Annotated in this window: 15 protein-coding genes; 1 reads left to right on the top strand and 14 read right to left on the bottom strand. The window is 71.7% G+C overall.

The genetic code is table 11. The features are described 5' to 3' along the window. Window positions 1–26: 26 nt before the first annotated feature. The 14 genes from pth to DEJ04_RS13815 form a co-directional block, all read right to left on the bottom strand. Window positions 27–611 (bottom strand): aminoacyl-tRNA hydrolase, encoded by a 585-nt coding sequence (gene pth / locus DEJ04_RS13880; protein WP_111047453.1) that lies wholly within the window; start codon window positions 609–611, stop codon window positions 27–29. A gap of 29 nt (window positions 612–640) precedes the next feature. Continuing rightward, window positions 641–1,264, bottom strand: a complete 624-nt coding sequence (locus DEJ04_RS13875; RefSeq protein ID WP_071405234.1) for a 50S ribosomal protein L25/general stress protein Ctc — start codon at window positions 1,262–1,264, stop codon at window positions 641–643. A gap of 328 nt (window positions 1,265–1,592) precedes the next feature. After that, window positions 1,593–2,567, bottom strand: a complete 975-nt coding sequence (locus DEJ04_RS13870; protein WP_111047452.1) for a hypothetical protein — start codon at window positions 2,565–2,567, stop codon at window positions 1,593–1,595. A 9-nt stretch (window positions 2,568–2,576) separates the two neighbouring features. After that, window positions 2,577–3,233 (bottom strand): response regulator transcription factor, encoded by a 657-nt coding sequence (locus tag DEJ04_RS13865; RefSeq protein WP_111047451.1) that lies wholly within the window; start codon window positions 3,231–3,233, stop codon window positions 2,577–2,579. After that, entirely contained in the window at window positions 3,230–4,507 is a 1,278-nt protein-coding gene (locus tag DEJ04_RS13860; protein ID WP_111047450.1) for a sensor histidine kinase, read from the bottom strand. Before DEJ04_RS13860 ends, DEJ04_RS13865 begins: the two co-directional genes overlap by 4 nt. An 84-nt stretch (window positions 4,508–4,591) precedes the next feature. Then, on the bottom strand, window positions 4,592–5,494 hold the full coding sequence (locus tag DEJ04_RS13855; RefSeq protein WP_111047449.1) for a hypothetical protein: 903 nt from the start codon (window positions 5,492–5,494) through the stop codon (window positions 4,592–4,594). Window positions 5,495–5,525: 31 nt separating this feature from the next. Then, window positions 5,526–6,878: a D-mannonate dehydratase ManD gene (gene manD / locus DEJ04_RS13850; protein WP_241660452.1), complete on the bottom strand. Its 1,353-nt coding sequence runs from the start codon at window positions 6,876–6,878 to the stop codon at window positions 5,526–5,528. Further along, window positions 6,875–8,158, bottom strand: coding sequence for a mannitol dehydrogenase family protein (locus tag DEJ04_RS13845; RefSeq protein WP_111047448.1), 1,284 nt, complete (start codon window positions 8,156–8,158; stop codon window positions 6,875–6,877). Before DEJ04_RS13845 ends, manD begins: the two co-directional genes overlap by 4 nt. After that, window positions 8,155–9,042, bottom strand: a complete 888-nt coding sequence (locus tag DEJ04_RS13840; RefSeq protein WP_111047447.1) for a sugar phosphate isomerase/epimerase — start codon at window positions 9,040–9,042, stop codon at window positions 8,155–8,157. The genes DEJ04_RS13845 and DEJ04_RS13840 overlap by 4 nt, the downstream gene beginning before the upstream one ends. Beyond that, window positions 9,039–10,250, bottom strand: a complete 1,212-nt coding sequence (locus tag DEJ04_RS13835) for a Gfo/Idh/MocA family protein (protein ID WP_111047446.1) — start codon at window positions 10,248–10,250, stop codon at window positions 9,039–9,041. Before DEJ04_RS13835 ends, DEJ04_RS13840 begins: the two co-directional genes overlap by 4 nt. Next, complete coding sequence (locus DEJ04_RS13830) at window positions 10,247–11,083, bottom strand: sugar phosphate isomerase/epimerase (RefSeq protein WP_111047445.1); 837 nt, start codon at window positions 11,081–11,083, stop codon at window positions 10,247–10,249. The genes DEJ04_RS13835 and DEJ04_RS13830 overlap by 4 nt, the downstream gene beginning before the upstream one ends. 93 nt (window positions 11,084–11,176) lie before the next feature. Beyond that, on the bottom strand, window positions 11,177–12,136 hold the full coding sequence (locus tag DEJ04_RS13825; RefSeq protein ID WP_220032947.1) for a carbohydrate ABC transporter permease: 960 nt from the start codon (window positions 12,134–12,136) through the stop codon (window positions 11,177–11,179). Next, window positions 12,133–13,155, bottom strand: a complete 1,023-nt coding sequence (locus DEJ04_RS13820) for a carbohydrate ABC transporter permease (protein ID WP_027464479.1) — start codon at window positions 13,153–13,155, stop codon at window positions 12,133–12,135. The genes DEJ04_RS13825 and DEJ04_RS13820 overlap by 4 nt, the downstream gene beginning before the upstream one ends. Beyond that, window positions 13,155–14,510: an ABC transporter substrate-binding protein gene (locus DEJ04_RS13815; protein WP_181435781.1), complete on the bottom strand. Its 1,356-nt coding sequence runs from the start codon at window positions 14,508–14,510 to the stop codon at window positions 13,155–13,157. The genes DEJ04_RS13820 and DEJ04_RS13815 overlap by 1 nt, the downstream gene beginning before the upstream one ends. 120 nt (window positions 14,511–14,630) lie before the next feature. On the opposite strand from DEJ04_RS13815, the gene DEJ04_RS13810 reads away from it, so the two are divergent. Further along, window positions 14,631–15,776, top strand: coding sequence for a LacI family DNA-binding transcriptional regulator (locus DEJ04_RS13810; RefSeq protein ID WP_253183723.1), 1,146 nt, complete (start codon window positions 14,631–14,633; stop codon window positions 15,774–15,776). Window positions 15,777–15,793: the final 17 nt, after the last annotated feature.

Genomic DNA, 15,793 nt, shown 5'->3' with positions numbered 1-15,793 from the left:
CAGCGCCGACGCCCGGCACGGAGCGCTCAGGACGGAGCGTGCACGCGCTGCTGTGCGGCGAGCAGCCCGACCTCGGCGATCGCTTCTACCGCGTCGGCCGCGTCGGCCAGCAGGATCGGCAGCGTCTTCTTCTCGGCTGTGGAGAAGTCACGCAGCACGTAGTCGGCCGGGTCCTGCCGACCGGGGGGACGCCCGATGCCGACCCGGACGCGCATGAACTCGTTCGTCCCGGTGGCCTTGATGATGTCGCGCAGCCCGTTGTGCCCGCCGTGCCCGCCACTGCCCTTCAGGCGGACGGTGTCGAACGGCAGGTCGAGCTCGTCGTGCACGACGACGAGGTCGGCCGGGGTGGCGCTGTAGAACCCGAGCACCGAGGAGACCGGTCCGCCCGAGGTGTTCATGAACGACCCGGGCTTCGCCAGCACGAGTCGGGTGCCGCCGGGCACCAGGCGCCCCTCGGCGACCTGGTTCGGCGTCTTGTGCTTCTTGAACGTCGCTCCCATGCGGGAGGCGAGTTCGTCGAGGACCATCTGGCCGACGTTGTGGCGGTTGCCGGCGTAGTCGGGCCCGGGGTTCCCGAGCCCGACCACCACGAGGATTCGATCCGTCACAGCGTCGACCAGATGTCTTCGAAGGGGTGTTACTCGGAGTCCGCGGCGCCCTCGGCACCCGACTCGGCGCCGGCCTCGGCCGAGGCCTCGTCGGCAGCGTCGTCGTCAGCGGTGCCACGCGGGGTGACGATCGCGACGACCAGCGCCTCGGGGTCGGTCTCGAGCTCGGCGCCCTCGGGGAGCTCGAGCTGCGCGGCGTGGATCTGCACGCCGTCCTCGAGGCCCTCGACGTTCACGGAGACGTGCTCCGGGATGTCGGTGGCGAGCACGAGCAGCGAGATCGTGTTGAGGTCCTGCACGTGGATGGTGCCGGAGAACGACTCGCCCTCGATGACGACGGGCACGTCGACCGTGACCTTCTCGCCGCGGCGGAGGACCACGAGGTCGATGTGCTCGATGATCTGGCGCACCGGGTCACGCTGGACGTCCTTGACGAGGGCGAGCTGCGCAGCGCCCTCGATGTCGAGGTCGACGACCGCGTTGGCGGTACGGACGAGCAGCATGGTCTCGTGACCGGGCAGCGAGATGTGCTTCGGCTCGGTGCCGTGGCCGTAGACGACCGCGGGGATCTTGTCGGCCGCGCGGAGCTTGCGAGCAGCGCCCTTGCCGAACTTGGTGCGGACTTCCGCTGCGAGCTTGGTGTAGTCGGCCATGGTGCCTCCTGGTGTCGGGGACGACGCCGGGGTGCCGGCATCGTGGGGGTCTGTGGTGTTGCAACTCGAACGCGTGCACGCGTGAGGAACGATCCCAGGGTCTTGCCGGGTATCCCACCGCGTCGATCACGGCCGCGCGTACGCAGCCCTCGCCGAAGTCAGGGACTGAGTCTAGCAGGGCCGTCCGGGCGTGTCGCGCGTCACGATCCGGACGCGCACCGGGACGGACGGGAGGCCCGTGGCAGTCCTGCCACGGGCCTCCCGTCCGTCGTCCCCACGCGGCGGGCGCGGGGCGCTCCCCCCACGACCGCTCCCCGCGACCGCCGCGTCAGTCGACGTCCGTCGGTGCCGCCGGCGCGAGCCGCGCGATCACCCGGTCGAGGCGGGCGTCCACCTGCGGCTGCCGCGTCGAACCCTTCCGGAGCGCGGCCGCGTCGGTCGCGGTGAGGTGCAGCAGCCGTTCCCACTCCGCCGCGTACAGCGCGCTGCGGTAGCCGGTTGACTCCTGGCACGCGACGTCCCGTTCGGCGACGGCGACCTCGGCCTTCCCCGGATCGTCCGAGAACAGGACGACCTGGTCGCCGTCACGGGCGCTGACGTGCATCGAGGGGGTCGGCATGCCCTCCGGACCCTCCGGCAGGTCCGGCACACCGGACGGCGCCATGCAGGTGCGCCACCCGGCCGCGGCGGTGCGGACCGGGTCGTCCTGGCGTGCGTCCAGCGCCGCCAGGTACGTCAGGCGCTGGGCGAGTTCGGACGCGGTCTGCTCGGTGCCGCGCAGCGTGGTGCCGAGCGTCTTCCGGGCCGCCTTCCAGCAGCGGGCGGCCACGTCGTCCGGGAGCGCGGCGAACGCGGCCTGGCGGTCTGGGTCGTACCCCCACTTCCGCATGCCCTCCTGGTTCGCACCGGCGACGGACGGCCCGTGGTAGCCGCGGGCCTCGGCGAGCGCCGTGGTGAGGGGCCGGGTGGTCGCGAGTGCGGGTGCGGGGTTCGCCCGGGCGGCGGTGTCGGCCGCGTCGTCGTCGGCCTGCAGCCCGGCCGCGGTCGCCCAGGGAGCCGGGTCGTCGAGGCCGGCCTTCCGCAGGCAGGGCTCAGCCACGAGGTTCTCCGCGTACGTGGTCTTCGACGAGGCCGGTGCGACGAAGGCGTCGAGCGGCATCGCCCACGCCGTGCTGTCCTGTTCGACGGTGGGTGCGACCGCGACGTCGGCGCGTTCGGGCAGCCCGTGGACGACGGCGGTGGCAAGTCCGGCGAGGACGACGACGAGGGTGCCGGTCTTCGCGACGCGGTTCGTGATCTGCATGGTTCCCCCCTAGGCGCGGACGAGGCCGCGTTCGTGTGCGGTGATGACGACCTGGATCCGGTTCCGGAGTCCGAGCTTCGTCAGGACGGCGCGGACGTGGGTCTTCACGGTGGCGTCGCTCAGGAAGACCGACTCGGCGATCTCGGCGTTGCTGAGCCCCTTCGCGACGAGCAGGAAGACCTCGCGCTCGCGGGCAGTCAACGCGTCGAGGACCTCGTCGCGCCGATCGGTGACGGCCGGGGTGCCCTGGGCGCGCAGCAGGTCCAGCGCCTCGGCTTCGGTCGGGGCCGGTCGGCCCGCGTGCACGTCGCGGATGGTCGCGGTGACGACGTCGGGCAGGGCGTCCTTCGTCAGGAACGCGGCGGCTCCGGCGCGGAGTGCTGCGAGGACGGCGTCGTCGCGGCGGATGGTCGTGAGCGCGACGACCCGCGGGCGGTCCTGGGTCGACGCGGCGAGCCGCGTCAGGGCCTCGATGCCGTTCATGACCGGCATCCGCAGGTCGAGCAGCAGCACGTCGGGGTGTTCGGCGGCGCAGAGCTCGAGGGCGGCGGCACCGTCACCGGCGGTCCCGACGCAGGTCATGTCGTCCTGGGCGTCGACGAGCATCTGCATCCCGGTGGCGAACAGCCGCTGGTCGTCGACGACGGCGACGCGGACGGCGCTCATCGGACGTGCTCCGGCAGGACGGCCTCGGTGTCGGTGCCGGCCTCAGTGTCGGTGTCGGTGTCCACCGTCGCCGTGGTCGGCACGGCGGCGGTCGTCGGCAGCCACGCGGTGACGACCCACTCGTCCGGGGTGTCGCCGACACCGGCACGCAGCCAGCCGCCGGCCAGTCGGGCACGCTCCTGCATCCCGGCGACACCGGACCCGACACCGTCGAGCTCGACGAGGGGTTCGGTCCCCCGTGACGTCACGACGACGCCGAGCCCCGGGCCGCGCCAATCGAGCGCCACCCGGGCCGTCGCTGTCCGCCCCTGGTGCTTCAGCACGTTCGTCAGGCTCTCCTGCACGATCCGGTGCACCGCGCTGGCACTGCCCGCGGGCAGGAGTCCGGCGCCGTGCTCCTCGAACGTCGCGGTCATCCCGAGCTCCCGCATGTCCTCGACCAGGTCGGGGACGTCGAACAGCCCGTGGCGGTCGGCGTCGTCGCTCGCCTGGATGCGTTCCACCAGGGACCGGACGTCACCCAGTGCCGAGCGGCTCACGTCGGCGATGTCCTGCAGCGCCCGGGCGGCGTGTTCGTCCCGCACGGCGATGGCCGCGGCACCCTGGGCCTGGGACACGACGACGGCCAGTGAGTGGGCGAGCGAGTCGTGCACGTCGCGGGCGATCCGCGCGCGGTCCTGCTCGGCCCGGAGTTCGGTGGTGGTCACCTCGGTGCGGCGTTGCGCCTCGACCACCCGGACCCGCGCGAGGCCGATCCGCCACGCGGCACCGATGGCCACGCCGACCGCCCAGGCGACACCGCTGACCCCGACGAACGCGAAGGTGATCGTGACGAGGTCGGAACGGGTCCCGCCGGAGTTCCCCACCCAGCTGCCCCAGACGTCCTGGTCGGCAGCGGTCGGGACCGCCATCGCCCAGGCAGCTGCCGCACTCGCGAGCAGGAGCACGGGGACCGCCACGTAGCGGAGCAGGTCGGACCGACCGGCGCCGACGATGCCGACGACGATCGCGATCGCCAGGTACTCCGGCCAGGTCGTGTCGGTCGGTCGGGTGAGCAGCCGGGCCGCCTGCAGGAGCGGGATGCCGACGACCAGTCCGAGCGCGGTCGCGGGCATCCACGCGGCGAGGCCGATGGCGACGGCGAAGGCCGACACCACGACGACGTGGTCGGCGAGCCCCGCGCGTCCGGCTTCGGCGACGATCCAGAGCACGAGGTACACGGCGCCGGCGGCGGGGGCCAGCAGGTGCCGGTACCGGCGGAGGAGGGAGGTCATGACGCGAGCGTATGGGCCTCGCCGGACGGGGACCGAGCCGTGCGGCCGCTTTTCATCCGAGGTGATGAGGTCGCGCCGGACGGCTCAGCGGCCGACCTCCCGCCGGTGCTCCTGCGCGGCGTGGAGGACGTCGCGCGCCCGGTCGCTCGCCGCCTCAGCGTCGTCGCGGGCTGCCTCGAGCCGGGTGATCTCGGCCTCGGCCTGCTCGAGGGCACGCTGGAGCTCCGCGCGGCGCTCCTCCGCCTGTTCGAGATCGGCCTCGGCGGTGTCGAGTGCGGCGTCGGCATCGCGGGACTCCGTGCGCGCTGCGGTCTCGGCCTGGCGCGCGGCCTCCCGGTCGGCAGCCGGGTCGCGCTTCGGTTCGGGATCGGCGTCCGGTTCCGGAGCGTCGCGCTGCGCGGGCCTGGAGGCACGGCTCGCCTCCCGCGCACCCCTCGCCTGGGAGATGGGGATGGGTGGGGCATCGCTGCCGGACCAGGCATCGGGCACCGCGTCCGGATCCGCGAGCGCCCCGTCGAGGTCGACCGCGTCGAACCCCACGCTCTCGAGCGCCGTCACGAGCAGCCCCGACCGGACGGCCGCGCCGGCGTGCGGGTCCGCCATCGCCGCCTCGATCGTCGATCGGACCTGCTCGAGCACCGCCGGGGTGACGGGGTGTCCGGCGTCGGACGCCAGGTCCGCACCGGCCTGTGCGAGGGCGTCGACGACCTCGGCGCGCTGCCGGCGGAGGGTCCGGATCGCGTCGGGGTCGGCGTCGGCCTGCGCCTTGCGGAGCGCCGGTCCGAGGTCGACGGCGTCGTCGAGGGCACCGTCGTGGGCGAGCAGGTCGATCACCCATGCGGCCGGGGCGGGCTTCCGGAGCTTCCCGACCGCCGTGGCGAGGGCACTGTCGTCCTTCCGCACCGCGCGCTGCCGTGCGGTGCGCTCGGCGACGAAGTCCTGCGGCGCGACGAGCAACAGCTCCCTGGCGACGTCGGCGAACTCCATGCGACCACTGTGCCAGCCAGGATGCCAGGGACTACCAGTCGTGGACGGTGCCGTCGGCCAGGCGGTTGAAGGGCAGGTACGCCTGCTCGTAGGGGTACTTGCCGGCTTCGTCGACGTCGAGGCTGACCCCGAGGCCCGGCTCGTCACCCGGGTGCAGGTAGCCGTCGGTGAACGTGAACGTCTGGTGGAACACCTGGTTGGTCTGCGGTCCGTGCTGCATGTACTCCTGGATGCCGAAGTTGTGGATCGCGAGCCCGAGGTGCATCTGCGCGGCAAGGCCCACCGGGGAGATGTCGGTCGGCCCGTGGAAGCCGGACTTGACCTGGTAGAGCGCCGCGTACTCCATCGTCTTCTTGAGCGGCGTGACGCCGCCCATGTGCGTGACGGCACCGCGGACGTAGTCGATGAGCTGGTCGCGGATGATGTCCTTGAAGTCCCAGATGGTGTTGAAGACCTCGCCGATCGCCAGCGGCGTCGTGGTGTGCTGCCGGACGAGCTTCAGGGCCTCCTGGTTCTCGGCGGGGGTGCAGTCCTCGAGCCAGAACAGGTCGTAGGGCTCGAGCGACTTGCCGAGCTTGGCGGCCTGCAGCGGGGTCATCCGGTGGTGGCCGTCGTGCAGCAGCGGCAGTTCGGGGCCGAACTCGTTGCGGACGGCCTCGAACACGGTGGGCACGTGGCGCAGGTAGGCGCGGGTGTCCCAGTCCTCCATCGCCGGGTACGCACCGCGCTGGGCGGGCTCGAAGTCGTAGCGGACGCCGGCGTTGCCCTCGGTGGTCCTGTTCGAGGCGATGCCGTAGATGGACTCGAGGCCGGGGACACCGGTCTGCACCCGGATGGAGCGGTAGCCCTCTTCCTGGTGCTCGCGGATGGAGTCGAACAGCTCGGGCAGCTCCTTGCCCGAGGCGTGGCCGTACGCCATGAGCCCGGTGCGCGATGCCCCGCCGAGCAGCTGGTACAGCGGCATCCCGGCGACCTTCGCCTTGATGTCCCAGAGGGCCATGTCGACGGCGGCGATCGCGGCCATCGTGACCGGACCACGGCGCCAGTACGACGACCGGTACAGGAACTGCCAGGCGTCCTCGATGCGGCTGGCGTCACGGCCGACGAGCAGCGGGACGACGTGCTCGGACAGGTAGGCGGAGACCGCGAGCTCGCGGCCGTTCAGGGTGGCGTCGCCGAGCCCGGTGACGCCGTCGGCCGTGGTGAGCTTGAGCGTCACGAAGTTCCGGTTCGGGCTGGTCACGATGACCTCGGCCCGCTCGATCAGCTGGCCGCGGTCCGCCGAGGCCCAGGTGTCCGGACGGCCGGCGGTGGTCTCGGCCGGCCCGCTGTCGGTGGCGCCGGGGACCGGGGCCGCGGGGTTGGTGGTGGTCGTGTCGGTCATGCGTGGACTCCTCCGTTGGAGCGTTCGCGGGCGCGTGCCGCGGCGGTGCGGATGCGGTCGGCCGCCGCCGTCACGGCGGCGACCACGGGGGTGGTGTCGAGGTCGGGCGCGACGACGGCCAGGACGTCGTGCACGTCCGAGTCTGGCCCGGGGGCACCGGGGTCGTCCACCAGGTCGGGTCGCTCGGTGACGTGCAACCACCACGCGGCGAGGGCGGTGGCCGCTCCGGTGCCGATGCCGGCCGAGGGGTCGCGGGCGAGCCGGTGCCGCACGACGTCGACGACACGGACGGGCAGCTTCTGCGAGCCGCCGGACGCGATCTGCCGAAGCGTGTGCCGGATGCGCGGGTTGGCGAACCGTTCGACCAGGGCCGTGCGGGCTTCTCTGACCTCGGCCTCGGGCAGCGGGAGCTCGAGCGCGGCTTCGTCCCAGAGCTGCTCGACGGCGGTGCGACAGACCCGGTCGCCCAAAGCCTCGGCCACGGTGTCGTGGCCGAGCTGCAGCCCCAGGTAGGCGAGGAGCGAGTGCGAGCCGTTCAGCAGCCAGAGCTTCCGCTGCTCGTACGGGGTGACGTCGTCGACGATGCGCACCCCGGCGGTCTCCCATGCGGGGCGATCGATCCCGTCGAAGGCGTCCTCGAGCACCCACTCGGCGAACGGCTCGGTGACGACGGGGACCCGGTCTCCGGCGAGCGCACCCGGCAGTTCCGACAGGCGCGCGACGTCGTCGTCGGTGGTGGCCGGGGTGATCCGGTCGACCATCGAGCTCGGGAACGTGACGTACGCCTCGATCCAGTCGCGCAGGGCGTCGTCGGTGACGGCGTCGAGCACGGCGTCCCGCAGGACCGCCCCGTTGTGCGTCAGGTTGTCGAGACTGACCAGCGCGATGCGCCCGGAGCCGGCGGCACGGCGGGCGTCGAGCCCCGTGACCAGCCGCGCCGGCACGTCGGAACCGGACCGGTAGCCCTGCTCGGTGACCGTCAGCGTGACGATGGTCGTCTCCGGGGACGCGACCACGTGCCTCCAGGCCGTGTCGTCGCTGCCCGGGTGGGCGGCCACGATCGTGTCGACCACCTCGGCTCCGTCGCCGGACGCGGCTCGGGTGACGAGCGTGTACCGGCAGTCCTGCGCGGTCAACGCGTCCGCGGCGGCGGGCGAGCGGCCGGTGAAGGCGGTGATCCCCCACGGCTCCCCCGTGGTGTGGGCGGTGTACCAGGCGAGGTGGGCACGAGCGAACGCGCCAACCCCCAGGTGGACGATGCCCGGACGCCGATCGGTCATGCCGACACCGGCACGAGGGAGCGGAGGTACGCCAGGTTGTCGGCGGTGCGGGTCTCGAGCGGGAGGTCGGTGGAGAAGTCCTCGATGGTGACCCACCCGTCGTACCCGACCTGGCGGAGCGCGTCGAGGTACTCGGACACCGACGCCTGGCCGGTGCGCAGGGGTGCCCACTCGTGCTGCCAGATCGAACTGCCGTCGGCACGGGTGTCGCCGGTGTCGACCCAGCGGGCGTTCTTCACGTGGGCGTGTGCCAGGTACGGCCCGAGCAGTTCGAACGCGGCGAGGTGGTCCTCGTACCCCTCGATCACGAGGTTGCCGAGGTCGTGGATGACGCCGACGTGTGCGGGGTCGAGACCGTCGATCAGTCGCAGTGCCGCGGAGGCCGACGGCGTGATCGTCATGTGGTGCAGCTCGACGAGTGCTTTCACGCCGAGCTCCGAGGCACGCGACGCGACCCACTCGAGGTCGGCGCGGGTGCGGTCGAAGAGCTGCGGGTAGGTCTCACCGGTGCGTTCCTGCTCGGCACGGTAGTGCGGCATCGTGACGCGGACCTGCCGGGCGCCGAGTTCGCTGGTCACGCGCAGCATGGTCTCGACGCCGTCGTGGTCGGCGGCCGGCTGGTAGCCGCCGATGCCCGAGTACTCGAGCCCGGCGGCGTCGGTGACCCGGGCGATCTCGCCGACCCGGTCGCGGATGCCCGTGTACTGCCAGGTCGAGTTGTTGCCCGCCCAGAACGACCGCTCAGCGGGGACCTCGACGCCGTCGGCCGGGCGGTCGTCGACGATGCGCCACTCGATGCCGTCCCAGCCCTGCGCGGCCAGGGTCTCGGCGGCTTCGGACGGGGTCCAGTCGGGGGTGGAGGCGGTGAACACGGAGAACTTCATCGGGTGGCTCCTTCGGTCGCGCTGGCGGTGGCGGGTGTGCCGACGACCGGCACCACATCGTCGTACTTGCCCTCGATCACGTCGTCGATGCGGACGGGTTGCCCGAGCGTCGCGCTGACGTAGAGCCCGCGGACGGTGGCGAGCGACACCAGGGCCGCGTCGACGGTGACACCTGGTTCGCGTCCCTGCCGGATCGCGTCGACGATGTCCGTGTACTGCCGAGCGTGCCCCGCGGCGAAGTGGTCGGGTTCAGCCGGGCCGCCGACGACGTGCTCGGGCGGGACGATCCGGTCCTTCTGGTCGACCGCACCGGCGACCGCGGTGGCGTTCGACGTGGTGGACGCGGACTCGAGCGTGGCGGTGTCCGGGGCGATGTGGAAGTACGCGAGCCGGTCGTCGTCGACGATGGCGGAGCCGTGCGTGCCGTACACGGCGTACCGGGCGGAGAGCCCCGGGTACGCGGCGGTCGTGCAGTGGACGACCCCGAGCGCCCCGCCGGCGAACCGGACGGTGGCGACGGCGGTGTCCTCGACCTCGATCCGGTCGTGCGCGAGCAGGCCGGTCTGCGCGGAGATCTCGACCGGACGACCGAGCGCCCAGACGAGCAGGTCGACGGTGTGCACGCCCTGGTTCATCACCGCGCCGCCGCCGTCGAGCGCCCAGGTGCCGCGCCAGTCACCGGAGTCGTAGTACCCCTGCGACCGGTACCACGCGACGCTCGCGAGCCCCGAGGTCACGGTGCCGAACCCGCCGTCGTGCGCGACCCGGGCGACGGCCGCCGACGCCGGGTCGAAGCGGTGCTGACTGATGACGCTCGTGACGAGCCCGCGGTCACGAGCGGCTGCGGCGAGCGCCGCGATCTGCCGGGCCCGGGGCATCGTGGTGTCGAGCGGCTTCTCGATGACGACGTGCTTGCCGGCGGCCAGGGCGGCCTCGGCGAGCTGCACGTGCATGCCGGACGGCGAGCAGATCGCGACGACGTCGATGTCGGTCTGGTCGATCGCCTCCTCGATGGTGGACGTCGTGATCGGGCGGGCGACGCCCAGCTCCTCGATTGCGTCGGCTGCGCTCGTGGCGGCTTCGGGCACGGCGTCGACGAGGGCGACGACCTGCAGGTCGGGGTGGTGGACAGCGACGGTGGCGTGGTGGCGTCCGATGACACCGGCGCCGACGACGGCCAGGCGGAGCGGGTTGGTGGGTTCGGTCATCGCAGGGTGACTCCGATCTGGTCGGTGAGGGTGCGGAAGGCCCGGCCGGCACGACCGAAGGCCGCGGGACCGGAGAACCCGCCGAGGGAGGTGAAATCGCTGAGGTGCGGTTCGAGCGACGCGTACCCGGAGTACCCGGCGTCGCGGAGCGCGGTGAGGGTCTGGAGCAGTTCGCCGTCACCCTCGCCCGCGGGGACCACCGACGAGTCGGCGGCGAGGGCGTCCTTGACCTGCAGGTAGTCGACGTACGGGGCGAGCTGCTCCCAGCCGTCGGTGAAGGGCCGGACGCCGCACTGCACGTAGTTCGCGTTGTCCCAGGCCAGGCGGAGCGCGGACGAACCGACGCTCTCGACGATGTCGAGCACGCGCGCGGGGACATCGCCGTAGATGTCCTTCTCGTTCTCGTGCAGCAGGGTCACGCCTTCGCGCTCGGCGAGGTCGGCCAGCGCTCGCATCCGGACGAGGACGTCGTCGCGGACGTCGTCGGGGCTGCGGCCCTCGAAGTAGAACGAGAAGATCCGGATGTTCGTCGTGCCGAGGGCGTGCGCGGCACGGATCGCACGGGCGAGCCGTGACACCTCGTGCTCGACGGGCTCGTCGACGGGCACCTTGCCGATCGGCGAGGCGATCGCGGACACGTTCTGCCCGCGCTCGTCGAGCAGCCGGTGGAGGCCGGCGAGCTGGTCCTCGTCGAGGTCGACGACGTTGACGCCCCAGGCGCTGCGGACCTCGATGGCGCTCGCGCCGAGCGCCTGGAGGACCGCGACCTGGACGACCGGATCGGCGTCGATCTCGTCGCCGAAACCGGAGAGTTCCCAACTGGGCTGGGTCATTGCATTCCCTTCATGCGACCAGCCTGGAGGCGCGGGGCGGGCTGGCACCGCGCCTCCAGGCAGTCTGTGGACAAGTCGGCAGACTGCACAGCGCTACTTGACGGAGCCGGCGGTGAGCCCGCCGACCAGGTAGCGCTGGAAGATCAGGTACAGGGCGACGACGGGGACGGCGCAGACGATCGAGGCGGCCATCATCTGGCCGTAGATCGGGACGGCGCCGCCCTCCTGGGTGGTGCCGAGCACCTGCAGGACCACGGCGACCGTCCGGGTGTTCGGGGTCGTCATGATCGTGGAGAACAGGACGTCGTTCCAGCCGAGCAGGAAGGCGAAGATCGCGGACACGACGATGCCGGGCCACGACAGCGGGAGGACGATCTTCGTCAGGATCTTCGTCGAGCTGGCGCCGTCGATGCGCGCCGCTTCCTCGAGCTCCTTCGGCAGGCCGCGCAGGTAGGTGACCATGACCCACGTCGAGAACGGCAGGGCGAAGGTCAGGTAGGTGACGAACAGGCCCCAGCGGGTGCCGATGATCTGCACGCCGGTGGCGCTGGCGATGTTCGAGAACACCACGAAGACCGGCAGGAGCAGGAGCGTGCCGGGGATCGACTGCAGGGCGAGGAGCCCACGCAGGATCGTCAGCCGCCCGAGGAACCGGAACCGGACGAGCACGTAGGCCGTGGACACGGCGAGCGCGGCACTCGCGACGGCGACGGCACCGGCGGTGAGCATCGAGTTCACCAGTCCCTCGCCGAGGGCGACCGTCGACCAGATCTCGACGTAGTTCGACAGCGTGAACTCGGACGGGAAGTACTCGCCGCGGGCGACGGCGACGTCGGAGTTGACGGAGCCGAACAGGATGTAGAGCACCGGCACGGCGATGAACGCGATGATCACCGCGATGACGGTGACGAGCAGCCAGCGCGGCAGCAGCCGGGTGACGTCGGTGTCGTAGGGACGCTTGCTCCGTCGCCCGCCGTTGCCGGTCGTGATGCTCTCGGTGAGCGTCGCGGTGGGGCGGGTGCGGGTGCTGAAGGACGTGCTCGGGGTGGTCATGCGCGTGCTCCGTCGATGTCGGCGGCGGTCGGCGCGGCGGCGAGCGTGGCGCGGTCGGCGCGACGCTGCTTCCGGTTGGGGCCGGCGTCGTCGCCGGTGTCGAGCTTGACCGCCCGCAGGTAGACGAACAGCGGGATCGCCACGATCACGAGCGAGCAGATCGCCATCGCGGCGGACAGGCCGAAGCGGAACGACTGGAAGCTCGCGATGTACGTCAGGACGGGCATCACCTCGACGCTGGACGGCAGCGGGATGCCGAACAGCACGAACGGCAGCGTGAAGTTGTTGATGTTGTGCAGGATCGAGATGATCACCGCGAGGCTGAGGGGTCCGCGCAGGTACGGGAAGATGATGTACCGCAGCTTCGCCCACCAGGTCACCCCGTCCAGCGCGGCGGCCTCGTGCACCTCGTTGTCCACGGCCTGCAGTCCGGCCAGGGACAGCAGGTAGACGAAGGGCCAGCTCGTCCAGATCATCACGCCGGCGAGCGCCCAGTACGACGCCGAGCCGTTCAGCCACAGCACGTCGGTGTGCAGGATCGAGTTCACGACCCCCTGCGGCTGGAGCATCGTGCGGAAGAACGTGCCGACGACGAATGCCGGGAGCACGTACGGGATCAGGTAGATCGATCGGACGAGCCCGCGACCGGGGAACCGGTTCTGCGTCGAGATCGCGGCGGCGACCCCGATCGGCACGGTCACCGCGGTGACGAGCACCGACAGCGACACCGAGATCCAGATGGAGTGCAGCAGCGGCGAGTTCGTGAACGCCTCGGTGAAGTTCGCGAACCCGACGAACGGGGCACTGAACCACTGGCGGAGCGTGTACTGGTCGAGGTCGAGCATCGCGATCCAGAAGCCCACCAGGAGCGGCACCACGATGACGGCGAGCATGAGGACCCCGCCGGGCAGGAGCATCCACAGCGGGCGCTCGCGTTTGTAGAGGGGCGTCTTGCCGGCCGGGCGGACCGGCCGGGGCGGCGCCGCGTCGGTGCGGGGCCTGGTCTGCGTGCTGGTCATCACAGACCTCCGTTCTTCTGACGGTCGAGGGTGGCCTGGGCGTCCTTCTGGGCGTCCTGCAGTCGCTTGCGGAGCTGGTCGTCGGTGACCTCGCCGGACTTCAGCGACGGGATCGACTGCACGACCACGTCGACCAGGGCGAGCTGGATGTCGGACCAGGCGCCGGTGAACGCGGTCGGCTTGGACAGGCGGCCGGCGTCGATGATCGGCTTGAGCTGCGGGTTGTCGGCTGCCAGGTCGGCGGCGGCCGACGCGTTGGTCGGCAGGTTGCCGAACAAGTCGTAGTACTCGAGCTGGGCCTTCGGGGCGCTGAGCTGCTTGACGAACGCGAACGACAGCTCCTGCTTGGTGCCGTAGTCGGCGACGACCCAGTTGTCGCCGGACAGGATGCTGGCGGCCTCGATCCCGTCGGACGGCCGCTCGGACGCCCCCGGGGGGACGGTCGGCAGCAGGGCGAACTCGTACTTGCCGTCGACCTTGGTGTCCGTGAAGGAGTTGATGGCGGTGGTGGTCGTCATCGGGAAGAACGCGGCCTTGCCCTCGGTGAACTGCGCGAGGGCCTGGGCGTTGTTCCAGCCGATCGCGGCCGGGTCGACGACGCCGTCCTTCGTGACCCAGTCGAAGTAGGTGCGGTAGGCGTTCTCGACGGCCGTGCTGTCGATCTCGGCCTTCGAGCCGTCGACGATCGTGTTGCCGGCGTTCTGGGCCATCCCCCACACGAACTTCCAGGGGTCGAAGCCGTCGGCGTAGGCGATCGCCATCCCGTGGCGTCCGTCACCCGTGGTGGCCTTCGCGTCGGCGGTGAGCTCGTCCCACGTGGTGGGCATGTCGGTGATGCCGGCCTTCGCGAGCAGGTCCTTGTTCACCGCCATCACGAACGGACGGCTGGCGAACGGGATCCCGATCTGCTTCGACGCACTCGGACCGGAGATGCCGAACGACGCGGGGTCGAACTGGTCCTTGCCGCCGATCGCGTCCCACTCCTTCGTGCCCATCTCGACGAAGGCACCGGTGGCGTACGCGGTCGGGGTGAAGGTGGTGCCGATCGCGTAGACGTCGGGGCCCTGCCCGGAGATGACGCTCGTCTGGATCGCGGTCAACTCCTCCTGCGCGGACGAGTAGGTCTCCCACTGGATGTCCGCACCGGTCGTGCGCTTGAACTCGGCGGCGGTCTCCCGCTGCCACTGCTTGCGTTCCTTGGGGTAGGTGGTGTCCGCGCCCATCATCACGCGGAGGGTGTTCGGGTCGTCGCCGCTGCCGTTCACCACGGCACATCCCTGCAGGGACAGTGCGGCGAGGGCGACCACGGCGACGGCACCGACGATGGTGCGGACTTGCAGTCTTCGCGTCTTCACGGGGGTTTCCTCCTCGAGACCTCCTCCGAGCGGCGCTGCTCGGTGGCACCACTGTTCCGCCGTTGGCAACATGCGGCAACCGGTTGCCACTTGTTGCCAGAGGCGAATACGTTCGGCCTCGTGAAGGACCTCTCGACGGACGGCGGCGGGCGCACGGGCGGTGCCGCGGGCGGTGCTGGTGGCGCCGTCGCCGCTGGCGCGGGCGCCGCCGTTGGTGCTCGCGCTGCCGGCGCCGCCGCTGGTGCCGCGCGTCGCGTCACTATCCGCGACATCGCTGACGCCACCGGGGTCGCCGCGTCCACCGTCTCCCGCGCCCTGTCCCTGCCCGACCGGGTCAACCCCGTCACCCAGGAGCGCATCCAGCGGGCGGCCCGCGAGCTCGGCTACGTCGCCAACTCGCAGGCCCGGGCACTGACCTCCGGCCGCACCCGCGCCGTCGCCGTGCTCGTGTCCGACATCACGAACCCCTTCTACTTCGACGTCATCCGCGGCACCCAGCACCAGCTCGCCGGGGCCGGCTGGACGCAGCTGCTCGTCGACACCGAGGAGTCCGCCGACGCCGAGATGGCCGCACTCACCGCCGTCGGGGCGAAGGCCGACGGGGTCGTGCTCACGGCGTCACGCCTGTCCGACGCGCAGATCGCCCGGTTCGCCGAGCGGATCCCCCTGGTCGTCGTGAACCGTCGCCCCACCGGCGTGCCCTCGGTGCTCATCGACACCCCCGGCGGGGTGGAGCAGGCGGTGCAGCACCTGGTGTCGCTGGGACACCGGGAGATCCTGTACGTCGCCGGGCCGGACAGCTCGTGGTCGAACGAGCGTCGGTGGCGCGCCCTCGTGCAGGTCGCCAAGCGCCTGGGGATCCGCGTCGCCCGGGTCGGACCGCACGCACCCTTCGTCGACTCCGGCGCCGCGGCTGCCGACGCCGCCGTGCACGCCGGTGCGACCGCGTGCATCGCCTTCAACGACCTGATCGCCATCGGGATGCTGGCCCGGCTGCGGGAGCGCGGGGTCCGCGTCCCCGAGGACATGAGCATCGTGGGCTGCGACGACATCTTCGGCGCCGACTTCTGCAACCCGCCGCTCACCACGATGACCTCGCCGATCGAACGTGCCGGCCGGGTCGCGATCCGGATGCTGCTCGGACGGCTCGGCGCGCTGCCCGCCGACGAACTGCCCGGGGAGCACATGTCCGGCGCCGTCGCCCTGCCCACCCACCTGACCGTGCGCGAGTCGACCGGGCCGGCACCGCGCGCCCACAACGACTGATCCCGCACTCGCCACCG

The organism is Curtobacterium sp. MCLR17_044, from assembly GCF_003234435.1.
Classification (GTDB): Bacteria; Actinomycetota; Actinomycetes; order Actinomycetales; family Microbacteriaceae; genus Curtobacterium; species Curtobacterium flaccumfaciens.
Note: the sequence above shows the minus strand (reverse complement) of the source record. Positions and strands in the feature narration are given on the sequence as shown.

What these genes read in the sequence shown, in the direction of transcription:
- manD (WP_241660452.1), bottom strand. Translation starts at nt 6,878, where the DNA reads ATGACCGACACGACCACCACCAACCCCGCGGCCCCGGTCCCCGGCGCC.
- DEJ04_RS13835 (WP_111047446.1), bottom strand. Translation starts at nt 10,250, where the DNA reads ATGACCGAACCCACCAACCCGCTCCGCCTGGCCGTCGTCGGCGCCGGT.
- DEJ04_RS13870 (WP_111047452.1), bottom strand. Translation starts at nt 2,567, where the DNA reads ATGCAGATCACGAACCGCGTCGCGAAGACCGGCACCCTCGTCGTCGTC.
- DEJ04_RS13825 (WP_220032947.1), bottom strand. Translation starts at nt 12,136, where the DNA reads ATGACCACCCCGAGCACGTCCTTCAGCACCCGCACCCGCCCCACCGCG.
- DEJ04_RS13845 (WP_111047448.1), bottom strand. Translation starts at nt 8,158, where the DNA reads ATGACCGATCGGCGTCCGGGCATCGTCCACCTGGGGGTTGGCGCGTTC.
- DEJ04_RS13830 (WP_111047445.1), bottom strand. Translation starts at nt 11,083, where the DNA reads ATGACCCAGCCCAGTTGGGAACTCTCCGGTTTCGGCGACGAGATCGAC.
- DEJ04_RS13865 (WP_111047451.1), bottom strand. Translation starts at nt 3,233, where the DNA reads ATGAGCGCCGTCCGCGTCGCCGTCGTCGACGACCAGCGGCTGTTCGCC.
- DEJ04_RS13820 (WP_027464479.1), bottom strand. Translation starts at nt 13,155, where the DNA reads ATGACCAGCACGCAGACCAGGCCCCGCACCGACGCGGCGCCGCCCCGG.
- DEJ04_RS13860 (WP_111047450.1), bottom strand. Translation starts at nt 4,507, where the DNA reads ATGACCTCCCTCCTCCGCCGGTACCGGCACCTGCTGGCCCCCGCCGCC.
- DEJ04_RS13855 (WP_111047449.1), bottom strand. Translation starts at nt 5,494, where the DNA reads ATGGAGTTCGCCGACGTCGCCAGGGAGCTGTTGCTCGTCGCGCCGCAG.
- DEJ04_RS13840 (WP_111047447.1), bottom strand. Translation starts at nt 9,042, where the DNA reads ATGAAGTTCTCCGTGTTCACCGCCTCCACCCCCGACTGGACCCCGTCC.
- DEJ04_RS13875 (WP_071405234.1), bottom strand. Translation starts at nt 1,264, where the DNA reads ATGGCCGACTACACCAAGCTCGCAGCGGAAGTCCGCACCAAGTTCGGC.